This is a genomic window from Pseudofulvimonas gallinarii, from assembly GCF_004343305.1.
Classification (GTDB): Bacteria; Pseudomonadota; Gammaproteobacteria; order Xanthomonadales; family UBA2363; genus Pseudofulvimonas; species Pseudofulvimonas gallinarii.
In genome coordinates this window covers 125,561-138,922 of sequence record NZ_SMAF01000008.1, presented here as the reverse complement: position 1 = coordinate 138,922, position 13,362 = coordinate 125,561, and the positions used below count along the sequence as shown (strand labels likewise).

Below are 13,362 nucleotides of genomic sequence, written 5' to 3'. Positions count from 1 at the left end.
CTAGCCATGGCCAAGGAAAAGTTCGAACGCAAGAAGCCGCACGTGAACGTGGGCACGATTGGTCACGTTGACCACGGCAAGACGACGCTGACGGCGGCGCTGACGAAGGTGGGCGCGGAGCGTTTCGGTGGCGAGTTCCATGCGTACGACGCGATTGACAAGGCGCCGGAAGAGAAGGCGCGCGGCATCACGATCTCGACCTCGCACGTCGAGTATGAATCGCCGACCCGTCACTACGCGCACGTGGACTGCCCGGGTCACGCCGACTATGTGAAGAACATGATCACCGGCGCGGCGCAGATGGACGGTGCGATCCTGGTGTGCTCGGCCGCTGACGGTCCGATGCCGCAGACGCGCGAGCACATCCTGCTGGCCCGCCAGGTGGGCGTGCCGTACATCGTGGTCTTCCTGAACAAGGCGGACATGGTGGACGACGCCGAGCTGCTGGAGCTGGTGGAGATGGAAGTCCGCGAGCTGCTGTCGAAGTACGAGTTCCCGGGCGACGACACGCCGATCGTGAAGGGTTCGGCGCTGAAGGCGCTGGAAGGCGACCAGTCGGAAATCGGCGTGCCGGCGATCATCAAGCTGGTGGAGGCGCTGGACTCGTGGATTCCGGAGCCGGAGCGCGACATCGACAAGACGTTCCTGATGCCGGTTGAGGACGTGTTCTCGATCTCCGGCCGCGGCACCGTGGTGACCGGTCGTATCGAGCGCGGCATCATCAAGGTCGGTGACGAAGTTGAGATTGTCGGTATCCGTCCGACGGTGAAGACGACGGTGACCGGCGTCGAGATGTTCCGCAAGCTGCTGGACCAGGGCCAGGCTGGCGACAACGCGGGCCTGCTGCTGCGCGGCACGAAGCGTGACGAAGTCGAGCGCGGCCAGGTGCTGTGCAAGCCCGGTTCGATCAAGCCGCACACCAAGTTCGAAGCCGAGGTGTACGTGCTGTCGAAGGACGAGGGCGGCCGTCACACGCCGTTCTTCAAGGGTTACCGCCCGCAGTTCTACTTCCGCACGACGGACGTGACCGGTTCGTGCGAGCTGCCGGAAGGCGTCGAGATGGTCATGCCGGGCGACAACATCAAGATGGTGGTGACGCTGATCGCCCCGATCGCGATGGAAGAAGGCCTGCGTTTCGCGATCCGCGAAGGCGGCCGCACCGTCGGCGCCGGCGTGGTGGCGAAGATCATCGAGTAACAGCCGGGCCTGGTCGCCGGCTCCGGCCGGCGACGCCCTGAAGTGTTTTTTTAGAATCGCCCCAAACCTGGAAACTGGTCCTCAAGTCTAGTTCTCCAGTTTCCAGCAGGAACCAAGGTTATGGCACAGCAGAAGATCCGCATCAGGTTGAAGGCGTTCGATTACCGCCTGATCGACCGTTCGGCCAGTGAAATCGTCGAGACGGCGAAGCGTACCGGCGCCCAGGTGCGCGGTCCGATCCCGCTGCCGACCAAGAAGGAGCGCTACACGATCCTGGTCTCGCCGCACGTCGACAAGGACGCACGCGACCAGTACGAAATGCGCACGCACAAGCGCGTCATGGACATCGTTGATCCCAACGACAAGACCGTGGATGCGCTGATGAAGCTCGACCTCGCTGCCGGCGTGGACGTGCAGATCAAGCTGTATTGACGGGATGTCAGTCATGAAAGTCGGAATGGTAGGCCGCAAGGCCGGAATGAGCCGGGTGTTCACCGAAGACGGTCGCTCCGTGCCCGTCACCCTGATCGAGGCGAGCCCGAACCGCATCGTCCAGGTCAAGACCCGTGATACCGATGGCTACAACGCGATCCAGGTCGCCGCGGGCAGCAAGCGCGCCGCGCTGATCAGCAAGCCCCTGGCTGGCCACTACGCCACCGCCAAGGTCGAAGCCGGTCGTGGCCTGTGGGAGTTCCGTGTGGCCGATGACGCCATCGGCAACTATGAAGTCGGCGCCGAGCTGAAGGTTGACCTGTTCGAGGTCGGCCAGATGGTGGACGTCGCCGGTGTGACCAAGGGAAAGGGCTTCCAGGGCACGATCAAGCGCTGGGGCTTCACCATGGGCGACGCCACGCACGGTAACTCGCTGTCGCATCGCGCCCCGGGCTCGATCGGCCAGCGCCAGACGCCGGGCCGCGTGTTCAAGGGCAAGAAGATGGCCGGCCACATGGGCAATGTGCGCCAGTCGGCGCAGAACCTCGAAGTGGTCAAGGTCGACGCCGAGCGCGGCCTGATCGCGGTCAAGGGTTCCATTCCGGGTGCACCGGGTGGTGACGTCATCGTCCGTCCGGCAGCCAAGGCGTAAGGAGTACACGATGGAACTGCAGATTCAAGGCGGCGACAAGCTCGCTGTCTCCGAGACGATCTGGGGTGAGGACTTCCGCGAAGACCTCGTCCACCAGGTGGTCGTCGCCTACCGCGCAGCTGGCCGTTCCGGCACCAAGGCGCAGAAGACCCGTTCGGAAGTGTCCGGCACGACCAAGAAGTCGAAGAAGCAGAAGGGTGGTGGCGCGCGTCACGGTGCCCTGACCGCTCCGATCTTCGTCGGTGGTGGCCGTGCGTTCGCCGCCAAGCCGCGCAGCTTCGAACAGAAGGTGAACCGCAAGATGTACCGCGGCGCCCTGCGTTCGATCCTGTCCGAGCTGGTCCGCCAGGATCGCCTGCACGTCGTCAGCGACATCACCGTTGCCGAGCCGCGCACCAAGCTGCTGCTCGAGAAGCTGGGTGAGCTGAAGGCCGACCGTGCGCTGATCGTGACCGAACAGGACGACCTGAACCTGTACCTGGCCGCCCGCAACATCCCGCACGTGTACGTGACGGATGCCGGCGCGCTGGATCCGGTCAGCCTGGTGCACGCCGAGCGCGTGTTCATGACCGTTGATTCGGTCAAGAAGATCGAGGAGTGGCTGGCATGAGCAGCAAGAACCGCCTGTACGACATCCTGCGGGCGCCGGTCGTCTCCGAGAAGTCGGCCCGTACCCAGGAGTTGTACAACCAGTATGTGTTCGAGGTGATCCAGGGTGCGACCAAGGCCGAAGTCAAGGCGGCCGTGGAGCAGATCTTCAGTGTGAAGGTCGACAACGTAACCGTGGTCAATCTCAAGGGCAAGAACAAGAGCTTCCGGTTCCAGCCGGGACGCCGCAGCGATCGTCGCAAAGCCTACGTGCGTCTGGCCGATGGCCAGAGCATCGACCTGGGTGCGAAGGCCTGATCCGAGGAATACGCCGATGGCACTGATGACACTCAAGCCGACTTCGCCGGGACGCCGCTCCGCTGTGCGCGTCACCACCCCGGAGTTGCACAAGGGCGGCCCTTACCAGCCGCTGATCCAGCCGCAGTCGAAGACCGGTGGCCGTAACAACAACGGCCGCATCACCACGCGTCACCGCGGCGGTGGTCACAAGCAGCACTACCGTCTGATCGACTTCAAGCGTGACAAGGAAGGTATTCCTGCGCGCGTCGAGCGGATCGAGTATGATCCGAACCGCACGGCGCACATCGCCCTGCTTTGCTACGTCGATGGCGAGCGCCGCTACATCATCGCGCCGAAGGGCATCCAGGTCGGCGACCAGCTGATGGCGGGTACCGACGTGCCGATCAAGGTGGGCAATACGCTGCCGCTGCGCAACATGCCGATCGGCTCTCTGGTGCACTGCATCGAGATGAAGCCCGGCAAGGGCGCGCAGATCGCCCGCAGCGCCGGTGCCTCGTGCCAGCTGGTTGCACGCGAGCAGGGCTACGCCACGCTCCGCCTGCGTTCCGGCGAAATGCGCAAGGTGCCCGCTGATTGCCGCGCCACCATCGGTGAGGTCGGCAACGCAGAGCATGGCCTGCGCAAGCTGGGCAAGGCGGGCGCGAAGCGCTGGCTGGGTATCCGCCCGACCGTTCGCGGCGTGGTGATGAACCCGGTGGACCACCCGCACGGTGGTGGCGAGGGCAGGACTTCGGGCGGTCGCCATCCGGTGACGCCGTGGGGCGTGCCGACCAAGGGTTACAAGACCCGCAAGAACAAGCGTACGACGCAGCTCATCGTGCGTCGTCGGAAGTGATGAGGCTGAACTAGATGGCACGCTCACTCAAGAAGGGCCCGTTTGTCGATCACCACCTGATGGCGAAGGTGGAATCGGCCCTGGCCAGCAACAGCAAGAAGCCGATCAAGACCTGGTCGCGTCGCTCGATGGTTCTGCCGGAGATGGTGGGTTTCACCATCGCCGTGCACAACGGCAAGCAGCACGTGCCGGTCCTGGTCAACGAGAACATGGTCGGGCACAAGCTCGGCGAGTTCGCTCCGACGAGGACCTTCAAGGGTCACGGCGGCGACAAGAAGTCGAAGTAAGGGAGAGCAGCGATGGAAGCCAGAGCGATTCTGCGCGGCGCGCGCATTTCCCCCCAGAAGGCCCGCCTGGTCGCCGACCAGGTTCGTGGCCTGCCGGTGGGCCGTGCGACCGACCTGCTCGCGTTCAGCCCGAAGAAGGGTGCGCACCTGATCAAGAAGCTGCTGTTGTCGGCAATCTCCAATGCCGAGAACAACGAAGGCGCCGATGTGGACGAGCTCAAGGTCGCCCGCATCTTCGTCGACGAGGGTCCGCGCCTGAAGCGTTTCGGCGCCCGGGCCAAGGGCCGCGGCACCCGCATCATCAAGCGCACCAGCCACATCACTGTGGTCGTCGGCGACAACTGAGGACGTTACGATGGGTCACAAGGTACATCCGATCGGCATCCGCCTTGGCATCGCCAAGGACTGGAATTCCAAGTGGTATGCCGGCAAGAAGGAATTCGCCGGTTACCTGGCCGCCGATCTGCGCGTGCGCGAGATGCTGCTGAAGGACGAGCGCCTCAAGGACGCCGACATCAGCCGGATCCAGATCGAACGCCCGGCCAAGACCGCGCGCATCACCATCCACACGGCGCGTCCGGGTGTGGTGATCGGCAAGAAGGGCGAGGACATCGAGCGCCTGCGCAAGAAGGCCACCAGCGTCATGGGCGTGCCCACCCACATCAACGTGGTGGAAGTGCGTCGTCCGGAACTGGACGCCCAGCTGATCGCCAAGTCGATCGCCGGTCAGCTTGAGCGCCGTATCATGTTCCGTCGCGCCATGAAGCGGGCCGTCGGCAACGCGATGCGCCTGGGTGCCCTGGGGATCAAGGTCAATGTCGCCGGCCGCTTGAACGGTGCGGAAATCGCACGTTCGGAGTGGTACCGCGAAGGTCGTGTGCCGCTGCACACCCTGCGCGCCGACATCGACTACGGTTTCGCCGAGGCCCTGACCACCTACGGCATCATCGGCGTCAAGGTGTGGGTCTACAAGGGCGAGATCTTCGATCTGTACGCACCGCAGGCCGAGGAAGCGCCGGCGCCGAAGGGCCGCGAGCGCGGTGACCGTGGTGATCGTGGCGACCGTGAGCCGCGCGGCGAGCGCAGCGGACGCGGCAAGGAGTAACCGACAATGTTGCAACCCAAGCGAACCAAGTTCCGCAAGGTCCACAAGAGCCGCAACCGTGGTCTGGCGTTCGTCGCCAACCAGGTCAGCTTCGGCGAGTTCGGCCTGAAGGCGACGCAGCACGGCATGCTGACCGCGCGCCAGATCGAGTCGGCGCGTCGTGCCATCTCGCGCCATGTCAAGCGCGGCGGCAAGCTGTTCATCCGCGTGTTCCCGGACAAGCCGATCACGCGCAAGCCGATCGAGGTCCGAATGGGCTCCGGTAAGGGCGGCGTGGAGTTCTGGGCGGCCGTCGTGCAGCCGGGCCGCATGATTTACGAGATCGAAGGCGTGTCCGAGGAAGCGGCACGCGAGGCGTTCGCCCTGGCGTCCGCCAAGCTCCCGATCAAGACCACATTCGTGACCCGGACGGTGCTGTGATGAAGATGACCGACCTGCGCAAGCAGTCCGCCAAGGAGCTGGGCGAACAGCTCGGCGAGCTCAAGCGCGAACAGTTCAACCTGCGCATGCAGAAGGCCGGCGGCCAGCTGACCAAGACGCACGAGATCCGTCGCGCCCGTCGCGACGTGGCGCGGATCAAGACCGCCCTCGGCGAGAAGAAGTAAGGACCAGAACAGATGAACACGTCCGAGAAGCGCGCCAACACCCTGGAAGGGCGGGTGGTCAGCGACAAGATGGATAAGACCGTTACGGTGCTGATCGAGCGCCAGGTCAAGCACGGCATGTACAACAAGTACATCCGCCGCTCGACCAAGGTGCACGCCCACGACGCCGAGGGCGAGTGTCGCGAAGGTGACTTCGTGCGCATCGCCGAGTGCCGCCCCCTGTCCAAGACCAAGAACTGGCAGGTGGTGGAGATCCTTGAGCGCGTCGAGCGCTGACCGCCGCGTGCACTGACCAGGAGATCGAATCATGATCCAGATGCAGAGTACGCTGCAGGCCGCCGACAACAGCGGCGCCCGTGAACTGATGTGCATCAAGGTGCTGGGCGGATCCAAGCGCCGTTATGCACGCATTGGCGACATCATCAAGGTGTCGGTGAAGGACGCCATTCCGCGTGGCAAGGTCAAGAAGGGCGAGGTCTACAATGCCGTGGTCGTCCGCACCAGCAAGGGTGTGCGTCGTGCCGACGGTTCGCTGATCCGCTTCGACGGCAATGCCGCGGTGCTGCTCAACAACAAGCACGAGCCGATCGGCACGCGAATCTTTGGACCGGTGACGCGCGAACTGCGCTCCGAGCGGTTCATGAAGATCGTGTCGCTGGCGCCGGAAGTACTGTAAGGAAATCGCTGCCATGAAACGTCTGCGCAAGGGCGACCGCGTCATCGTGATCGCCGGCAAGAACAAGGGCCAGAAGGGTGAGGTGCTGCGCGTCGAAAGCGGCAGCGACCACGTCGTCGTGGCCAACGTGAACCTGGTCAAGCGCCACACCAAGCCGAATCCCCAGGCCAACCAGCCGGGTGGGATCATCGAGCGTGAGGCGCCGATCCATAGCTCCAACGTGATGTTGCTCAACCCGGCGACGGGCAAGGGCGAGCGCGTCGGTTTCAAGGTGCTGGAGGATGGACGCAAGGTTCGCGTGTTCCGCTCCAGCGGTGAAGTGGTCGACGCCTGAGGAAACACGTCATGACCGTGCGTCTGGAAAAGTTCTACAAGGAAGAAGTGGTGCCGAAGCTCATGGAGAAGTTCGGCTACTCCAACATCATGCAGGTGCCGCGCCTGACCAAGGTCACGCTCAACATGGGCGTGGGCGAGGCGGTCGGAAACAAGAAGGTGCTGGAGAACGCGGTCGCCGACATGGCCAAGATCGCCGGCCAGAAGCCGGTGACGACGCTGGCCCGCAAGTCGGTCGCGAGCTTCAAGATCCGTGACGGCTGGCCGATCGGCTGCAAGGTCACCCTGCGCCGCGCCAAGATGTTCGAGTTCCTGGATCGCCTGATCAATGTCTCGCTGCCGCGTGTGCGTGACTTCCGTGGCATCTCCGGCCGTTCCTTCGACGGCCGCGGCAACTTCAACTTCGGCCTGAAGGAACAGATCGTTTTCCCGGAAATCGATTTCGACCAGGTCGACGCCCTGCGCGGCATGGACATCGCGATTGGCACCACCGCCAAGACCGACGCCGAAGCCAAGGCGCTGCTGGAAGCCTTCAGCTTCCCGTTCCGCAACTGACGATCACCCCGATCATCGCCCGGCCGGCCCCGGCCGGGCATTTCGACAAGCATTAGGATCCAGGAAACATGGCCAAGACCTCCATGGTGAACCGCGAGCTGAAGCGCGCGAAGCTGGTCAAGCGTTATGCCAGCAAGCGTGCCGAGCTCAAGGCCGTCCTCAACGACCAGAATGCCTCCTACGAGGCCAAGCTGGAGGCGAGCGCGAAGCTGCAGAAGCTGCCGCGCGATTCCTCGCCGGTGCGCGTCCGTACCCGTTGCGAGATGTCCGGGCGCCCGCGCGCGGTCTATCGCAAGTTCGGGCTTGGCCGCAACAAGCTGCGTGAAGCCACCATGCGTGGCGACGTGCCGGGCCTGCGCAAGGCCAGCTGGTAACAGCAACCCCGCGGCGGTGCGATTCCCGCTCCGCCATCCCATCGAGATATCGGTGCTTACCAGGAAACCACAATGAGCATGACTGATCCCATCGCCGACATGTTCTCGCGCATCAAGAATGCGCAGGGCGCTCGCAAGCAGAGCGTCCGCATGCCGGCCTCCAAGCTGAAACTCGAAATCGCCCGCGTCCTCAAGGAAGAGGGTTACATCACCGACGTCGCCACCCGCGACATCGGCCCGGGCAAGAAGGAGATCGAGATCCTCCTGAAGTATTTCGAGGGTCGTCCCGTTATCGAACAGCTTCGCCGCGTCAGCCGTCCCGGCCTGCGCCAGTACCGTGGCAAGAACGATCTGCCGAAGGTCCTGGGTGGCATGGGCATCAGCATCGTGACCACGTCCAAGGGCGTGATGACCGATGCGCATGCGCGCAAGCAGGGCCTGGGTGGCGAAGTCCTCGCCGTCGTGGCCTAAGGAGACGATAGACATGTCACGAGTCGCCAAGAAGCCGATCGCTCTGCCCAAGGGTGTCGAGCTGTCGGTCAACGACCAGCAGATCCAGGTCAAGGGCCCCAAGGGCACCTTGAACGGTCCGCGCCCGGCCGGCGTGGACGTCAACATCGAGAACGGCACGGTCCAGATCGCCGTCAAGTCCGAGCAGGACTGGGCGATGGCCGGTACGCTGCGTGCGCTGCTGAACAACATGGTCACCGGCGTCAGCCAGGGCTTCGAGCGCAAGCTCGAGCTGGTCGGCGTCGGTTACCGCGCCAGCATGCAGGGTCGCGACCTGAACCTGTCCCTGGGCTTTTCGCATCCGGTGGTTTTCAAGTCGCCTGAAGGCATCACGATCGAAACGCCGACCCAGACCGAGATCCTGGTCAAGGGCAGCGACAAGCAGGCCGTTGGCCAGGTCGCGGCGAAGATTCGCGCGTACCGTCCGCCGGAACCCTACAAGGGCAAGGGCGTGCGCTATTCCGGCGAGAAGATCGTCATGAAGGAAGCGAAGAAGGCCTGATCGAGATGACAACCGTGGACAAGAACCAGTCACGCCTGCGTCGCGCCAAGCGCACGCGCATCCATATCCGTCAGCTGGGTGTTGCCCGCCTGAGCGTCCATCGCACTGGCCAGCACATCTACGCCCAGGTCTTCTCCGCCGATGGCGAGAAGGTCGTCGCTGCAGCCTCTACCGTCCAGAAGTCGGTACGCGAGGGTCTGAAGGGCACCAAGAACAAGGAAGCCGCCGCCGCCGTCGGCCGCGCCGTGGCCCAGGCCGCGCTCGCCAACGGAGTGGATTCGGTCGCTTTCGATCGCTCCGGTTTCCGTTTTCATGGCCGCATCAAGGCCCTTGCCGACGCCGCGCGTGAAGCCGGCCTGAAGTTCTGAGGATTCATTCATGGCAAACGAACGCGACAACCGCGACCGCGACCGCGACAACGACGGCATGATCGAAAAGCTGGTCGCGGTCAACCGCGTCAGCAAGACCGTCAAGGGTGGCCGCATCTTCGGCTTCGCCGCGCTGACCGTGGTCGGCGATGGCTCCGGCAAGGTCGGTTTCGGTTATGGCAAGGCCCGTGAAGTGCCTGTCGCCATCCAGAAGTCGATGGAGCGCGCCCGCAAGAGCATGGTCGACGTGCACCTCAACGAAGGCACGATTTGGTACCCGGTCAAGGCACAGCATGGCGCCGCCAAGGTGTACATGCAGCCGGCGTCGGAAGGTACTGGTGTCATTGCCGGTGGCGCCATGCGCGCCGTCTTCGAGGTGCTGGGCGTGCGCAACATCCTGTCGAAGGCACAGGGTTCGCGCAATCCGATCAACCTGGTCCGCGCCACCATCAACGGCCTGACCAGCATTGCCTCGCCGGCCCGCATCGCGGCCAAGCGCGGCAAGTCCGTCGAGGAGATCACCGGTGGCAACTGACAACACCAAGACCATCCGCGTGCGCCTGGTCAAGGGCCTGCGTGGCTGCCAGCAGCGCCATCGCCTCAGCGTCAACGCGCTGGGCCTGCGCAAGCTCAATGACGTGCGCGAATTGAAGGATTCCCCGAGCGTGCGCGGTCTGATCAACCAGGTCTATTACCTGGTTCGAGTCGAGGAGTAAGCAAGTCATGCGTCTGAATGACATCAAGCCTGCCGACGGCGCCCGCAAGGAGCGCACCCGCGTCGGCCGTGGTATCGGCTCGGGCCTCGGCAAGACCGGCGGTCGCGGTCACAAGGGCCAGTTCGCCCGCTCGGGCAAGGGCAAGGTCAAGGCCGGCTTCGAAGGCGGCCAGATGCCGCTGCAGCGACGCCTGCCGAAGGTCGGCTTCCGCTCGAAGACCAAGCACGAGTGTGCACAGGTGTTCTTGTACCAGCTCGAGCAGCTGGCCGACGCCACCATCGATTTCGCTGCACTGCAGGCCGCTGGCCTTGTCGATCGCCTGGCCAAGCGCGCCAAGATCGTCAAGAACGGTGAGCTGTCCCGTGCCGTGACCGTCAAGGGTGTGGCCGTCACCGCTGGTGCCCGGGAGCAGATCCTGGCTGCCGGTGGCAGCGTCGAGTAAGGCAAGAACGGAGCAACCGTGGCTTCCAACATGTCCAATGCGGGTGCGCTGGCCGGGCTCGGCAAACTGACCGAGCTTCGCCAGCGCCTGTTGTTCGTGATCGGCGCCCTGATCGTCTATCGTCTGGGCACGTTCATCCCGGTACCCGGCGTCAACCCGGGAGCGATGGCCCAGTTCATGGACCAGCAGAGCGGCACCATCGTCGACATGTTCAACATGTTCTCCGGTGGCGCGCTGGAACGGTTCTCGATCTTCGCGATCGGCATCATCCCGTACATCTCCGCCTCGATCATCGTGCAGTTGCTGGCGGCCGTGCTGCCCAGCCTGCAGGCGATCAAGAAGGAAGGTGAGTCGGGTCGACGCAAGCTGACCCAGTACACCCGCTACGGCACCGTGGCCCTGGCCGTCTTCCAGGCGGCGGGAGTGGCCATTGCCCTGCAGAACCAGTCGCTGGGTGGTGGCCTGTCGGTGGTGATCAATCCCGGTCCCGCATTCGTGTTCAGCGCCGTGGTCGGCCTGACCGCCGGCACCATGTTCCTGATGTGGCTGGGCGAGCAGATCACGGAGCGTGGCGTCGGCAACGGCATCTCGCTGATCATCTTCGCCGGTATCGTGGCGGGCCTGCCGTCCGCGATCGCGGCGACGCTGGAACTCGCCCGCAACGGCGACCTCAGCCCGCTGGTGGTGATCATGGTGCTGGCACTGGTCGTGGCCGTCACCCTGTTCGTGGTGTTCATGGAGCGTGCCCAGCGGCGCATTCCTGTGAACTACGCACGCAAGCAGGGTGGTCGCAACGCGTACATGAACCAGACCTCCCACCTGCCGCTGAAGCTGAACATGGCGGGCGTGATCCCGGCCATCTTCGCATCGAGCATCATCCTGTTCCCGGCCACGGCGGCATCGTGGTTTGGCAGCGGTACCGGCACCGCCACGCGCGTGCTGCAGAACATCTCGCAGGCGCTGTCGCCGGGCGAGCCGCTGTACCTGCTGCTGTACGCAGCACTGATCGCCGGCTTCTCGTTCTTCTACACGGCCATCGTCTTCAATTCCCAGGAGACGGCGGACAATCTGAAGAAGTCGGGCGCCCTGATCCCGGGCATCCGCCCGGGCAAGGCGACGGCGGACTACATCGACAGCGTGTTGACCCGCCTGACGGCGGTCGGTGCGGCCTATATGGTGGCGGTCTGCCTGTTGCCCGAGTTCCTTCGGGCCGGCTGGAACGTCCCGTTCTACTTCGGCGGAACGTCGCTGCTGATCGTCGTGGTCGTGGTCATGGACTTCACGGCCCAGGTCCAGGCGCACCTGATGTCGCATCAGTACGAAAGCCTGATGAAGAAGGCCAACCTGAAGGGTTCCAGTCGTTCAGGTCTGGCCCGACGCTGAGCACTTGAGTTCCAGCACGCTTTTTAACTATAATTTTCGGTTCACTGCGCTTTAAGTTTTTCGGAGACGCATCATGGCGCGTATCGCAGGTGTCAATCTTCCGGTCCAGAAGCATGTCTGGATCGGCCTGACCAGTATCTACGGCATTGGCCGCTCGCGCGCGCGCAAGATTTGCGACGACGCAGGCGTGGTGCCCAGCACAAAAATCCGTGACCTCACCGAGGCCGAGGTCGAGAAGCTCCGCGCCGAGGTGGGCCGGTTCGCTGTCGAAGGTGATCTGCGTCGTGAGAACGCCGTCAGCATCAAGCGTCTGATCGACCTGGGCACCTACCGTGGCCTCCGCCACCGCAAGGGCCTGCCGCTGCGCGGCCAGCGTACCCGTACCAATGCACGCACCCGCAAGGGCCCGCGTCGCGCCATCAAGAAGTAAAGGCGACTTTCTATGAGCAAGCCGGCAGCTGCCAAGGCCAAGAAGAAGATCAAGCGCGTGGTCACGGACGGCATCGTCCATGTCCAGGCCTCGTTCAACAACACCATCGTCACCATCACCGATCGCCAGGGCAATGCCCTTTCCTGGGCGACGGCAGGTGGCGCCGGTTTCCGCGGTTCGCGCAAGTCCACGCCGTTCGCCGCCCAGGTCGCCTCCGAAAAGGCCGGTCGCGTGGCGCTCGACTACGGCGTGAAGAACGTCGAAGTGCGCATCAAGGGACCGGGCCCGGGCCGTGAGTCGTCCGTGCGCGCGCTGAACGCGCTGGGCATCAAGGTCACCAGCATCACCGACATCACCCCGATCCCGCACAACGGCTGCCGTCCGCCGAAGAAGCGTCGCGTCTAAGGAAGTATTGCCATGGCACGTTACATTGGTCCCACCTGCAAGCTGGCCCGACGCGAGGGCGCCGACCTCAGCCTGAAGAGCCCGGCGCGCGGCATCGACTCCAAGTGCAAGTTCGAGCAGAAGCCCGGCCAGCACGGCGCCGTCGCCAAGCGCGGCAAGCTGTCCGACTACGCGCTGCAGCTGCGTGAAAAGCAGAAGGTCAAGCGCATCTACGGCTTGCTCGAGCGCCAGTTCCGCAACTATTACGCCAAGGCGACCGCCCGCAAGGGCAATGCCGGCGAGAACCTGCTGCAGTTGCTCGAAACCCGCCTGGACAACGTTGTCTATCGCATGGGTTTCGCGGTCACCCGCGCGCAGGCCCGCCAGCTGGTGTCGCACAAGGGCATCGTGGTGAACGGCAAGAGCGTCAACCTGCCGTCCTACGCCGTCAAGCCGGGTGATGAGATCGCCGTGCATGAGCGCGCGAAGAGCCAGCTGCGCATCCAGGAAGCTGTTGCCCTGGCCGACCAGATGGATCTGGTCCCGAGCTGGATCGATGTCGATGGCAAGAAGCTGACCGGCGTGTTCAAGGCCCTGCCTGAGCGCGCGGATCTGCCGGCCGACATCAACGAAAGCCTCATCATCGAGTTGTATTCCAAGTAATTCG

26 protein-coding genes are annotated in these 13,362 nt (G+C 64.0%); all 26 read left to right on the top strand.

What is annotated here, in order from left to right; translation table 11 throughout:
• Window positions 1-6: 6 nt before the first annotated feature.
• On the top strand, window positions 7-1,197 hold the full coding sequence (gene tuf / locus EDC25_RS07650; protein ID WP_132577383.1) for an elongation factor Tu: 1,191 nt from the start codon (window positions 7-9) through the stop codon (window positions 1,195-1,197).
• A gap of 120 nt (window positions 1,198-1,317) precedes the next feature.
• Window positions 1,318-1,629: a 30S ribosomal protein S10 gene (gene rpsJ / locus EDC25_RS07645; protein WP_123522568.1), complete on the top strand. Its 312-nt coding sequence runs from the start codon at window positions 1,318-1,320 to the stop codon at window positions 1,627-1,629.
• A gap of 13 nt (window positions 1,630-1,642) precedes the next feature.
• The gene (gene rplC, locus EDC25_RS07640; RefSeq protein ID WP_123522569.1) at window positions 1,643-2,281 is read left to right on the top strand and encodes a 50S ribosomal protein L3; all 639 of its coding nucleotides are present in this window, start codon (window positions 1,643-1,645) and stop codon (window positions 2,279-2,281) included.
• Window positions 2,282-2,291: 10 nt separating this feature from the next.
• Window positions 2,292-2,891: a 50S ribosomal protein L4 gene (gene rplD / locus EDC25_RS07635; RefSeq protein WP_123522570.1), complete on the top strand. Its 600-nt coding sequence runs from the start codon at window positions 2,292-2,294 to the stop codon at window positions 2,889-2,891.
• Entirely contained in the window at window positions 2,888-3,187 is a 300-nt protein-coding gene (gene rplW / locus EDC25_RS07630; RefSeq protein WP_123522571.1) for a 50S ribosomal protein L23, read from the top strand. The genes rplD and rplW overlap by 4 nt, the downstream gene beginning before the upstream one ends.
• Window positions 3,188-3,203: 16 nt before the next feature.
• Complete coding sequence (gene rplB, locus EDC25_RS07625; protein WP_123522572.1) at window positions 3,204-4,025, top strand: 50S ribosomal protein L2; 822 nt, start codon at window positions 3,204-3,206, stop codon at window positions 4,023-4,025.
• A gap of 14 nt (window positions 4,026-4,039) precedes the next feature.
• Window positions 4,040-4,312: a 30S ribosomal protein S19 gene (rpsS, locus tag EDC25_RS07620; RefSeq protein WP_123522573.1), complete on the top strand. Its 273-nt coding sequence runs from the start codon at window positions 4,040-4,042 to the stop codon at window positions 4,310-4,312.
• 12 nt (window positions 4,313-4,324) lie between these two features.
• A complete protein-coding gene (gene rplV, locus EDC25_RS07615) occupies window positions 4,325-4,657 on the top strand; it encodes a 50S ribosomal protein L22 (RefSeq protein ID WP_123522574.1) in 333 nt (110 codons plus the stop codon).
• Window positions 4,658-4,667: 10 nt separating this feature from the next.
• On the top strand, window positions 4,668-5,417 hold the full coding sequence (rpsC, locus tag EDC25_RS07610; protein WP_123522575.1) for a 30S ribosomal protein S3: 750 nt from the start codon (window positions 4,668-4,670) through the stop codon (window positions 5,415-5,417).
• Between the two features lie 6 nt (window positions 5,418-5,423).
• Window positions 5,424-5,837, top strand: coding sequence for a 50S ribosomal protein L16 (rplP, locus tag EDC25_RS07605; protein WP_123522576.1), 414 nt, complete (start codon window positions 5,424-5,426; stop codon window positions 5,835-5,837).
• Window positions 5,837-6,022: a 50S ribosomal protein L29 gene (gene rpmC, locus EDC25_RS07600; RefSeq protein WP_123522577.1), complete on the top strand. Its 186-nt coding sequence runs from the start codon at window positions 5,837-5,839 to the stop codon at window positions 6,020-6,022. Before rplP ends, rpmC begins: the two co-directional genes overlap by 1 nt.
• A gap of 12 nt (window positions 6,023-6,034) precedes the next feature.
• Window positions 6,035-6,298 carry a 30S ribosomal protein S17 gene (gene rpsQ / locus EDC25_RS07595; protein ID WP_123522578.1) on the top strand — a complete coding sequence of 88 codons (264 nt, stop codon included), beginning with the start codon at window positions 6,035-6,037 and terminating at the stop codon, window positions 6,296-6,298.
• Between the two features lie 31 nt (window positions 6,299-6,329).
• Window positions 6,330-6,698: a 50S ribosomal protein L14 gene (gene rplN / locus EDC25_RS07590; protein WP_123522579.1), complete on the top strand. Its 369-nt coding sequence runs from the start codon at window positions 6,330-6,332 to the stop codon at window positions 6,696-6,698.
• A 13-nt stretch (window positions 6,699-6,711) separates the two neighbouring features.
• Window positions 6,712-7,032, top strand: a complete 321-nt coding sequence (gene rplX, locus EDC25_RS07585) for a 50S ribosomal protein L24 (protein ID WP_123522580.1) — start codon at window positions 6,712-6,714, stop codon at window positions 7,030-7,032.
• A gap of 11 nt (window positions 7,033-7,043) precedes the next feature.
• The gene (rplE, locus tag EDC25_RS07580) at window positions 7,044-7,586 is read left to right on the top strand and encodes a 50S ribosomal protein L5 (protein WP_123522581.1); all 543 of its coding nucleotides are present in this window, start codon (window positions 7,044-7,046) and stop codon (window positions 7,584-7,586) included.
• A gap of 68 nt (window positions 7,587-7,654) precedes the next feature.
• The gene (rpsN, locus tag EDC25_RS07575) at window positions 7,655-7,960 is read left to right on the top strand and encodes a 30S ribosomal protein S14 (RefSeq protein WP_123522582.1); all 306 of its coding nucleotides are present in this window, start codon (window positions 7,655-7,657) and stop codon (window positions 7,958-7,960) included.
• 72 nt (window positions 7,961-8,032) lie between these two features.
• Window positions 8,033-8,431 carry a 30S ribosomal protein S8 gene (rpsH, locus tag EDC25_RS07570; RefSeq protein ID WP_123522583.1) on the top strand — a complete coding sequence of 133 codons (399 nt, stop codon included), beginning with the start codon at window positions 8,033-8,035 and terminating at the stop codon, window positions 8,429-8,431.
• 13 nt (window positions 8,432-8,444) lie between these two features.
• Window positions 8,445-8,972: a 50S ribosomal protein L6 gene (gene rplF / locus EDC25_RS07565; protein WP_123522584.1), complete on the top strand. Its 528-nt coding sequence runs from the start codon at window positions 8,445-8,447 to the stop codon at window positions 8,970-8,972.
• A gap of 5 nt (window positions 8,973-8,977) precedes the next feature.
• Complete coding sequence (gene rplR, locus EDC25_RS07560; RefSeq protein WP_205985011.1) at window positions 8,978-9,340, top strand: 50S ribosomal protein L18; 363 nt, start codon at window positions 8,978-8,980, stop codon at window positions 9,338-9,340.
• Window positions 9,341-9,350: 10 nt separating this feature from the next.
• Window positions 9,351-9,875, top strand: coding sequence for a 30S ribosomal protein S5 (rpsE, locus tag EDC25_RS07555; RefSeq protein WP_123522585.1), 525 nt, complete (start codon window positions 9,351-9,353; stop codon window positions 9,873-9,875).
• Window positions 9,865-10,056: a 50S ribosomal protein L30 gene (gene rpmD, locus EDC25_RS07550; RefSeq protein ID WP_123522586.1), complete on the top strand. Its 192-nt coding sequence runs from the start codon at window positions 9,865-9,867 to the stop codon at window positions 10,054-10,056. Before rpsE ends, rpmD begins: the two co-directional genes overlap by 11 nt.
• Before the next feature lie 7 nt (window positions 10,057-10,063).
• Complete coding sequence (gene rplO, locus EDC25_RS07545) at window positions 10,064-10,498, top strand: 50S ribosomal protein L15 (RefSeq protein WP_123522587.1); 435 nt, start codon at window positions 10,064-10,066, stop codon at window positions 10,496-10,498.
• A 30-nt stretch (window positions 10,499-10,528) separates the two neighbouring features.
• Complete coding sequence (gene secY, locus EDC25_RS07540; RefSeq protein ID WP_123522588.1) at window positions 10,529-11,881, top strand: preprotein translocase subunit SecY; 1,353 nt, start codon at window positions 10,529-10,531, stop codon at window positions 11,879-11,881.
• 73 nt (window positions 11,882-11,954) lie between these two features.
• Window positions 11,955-12,311, top strand: coding sequence for a 30S ribosomal protein S13 (gene rpsM, locus EDC25_RS07535; RefSeq protein WP_123522589.1), 357 nt, complete (start codon window positions 11,955-11,957; stop codon window positions 12,309-12,311).
• A 12-nt stretch (window positions 12,312-12,323) separates the two neighbouring features.
• Window positions 12,324-12,716: a 30S ribosomal protein S11 gene (rpsK, locus tag EDC25_RS07530; RefSeq protein WP_123522590.1), complete on the top strand. Its 393-nt coding sequence runs from the start codon at window positions 12,324-12,326 to the stop codon at window positions 12,714-12,716.
• 12 nt (window positions 12,717-12,728) lie between these two features.
• Window positions 12,729-13,358: a 30S ribosomal protein S4 gene (gene rpsD / locus EDC25_RS07525; RefSeq protein ID WP_123522591.1), complete on the top strand. Its 630-nt coding sequence runs from the start codon at window positions 12,729-12,731 to the stop codon at window positions 13,356-13,358.
• Window positions 13,359-13,362 lie beyond the last annotated feature (4 nt).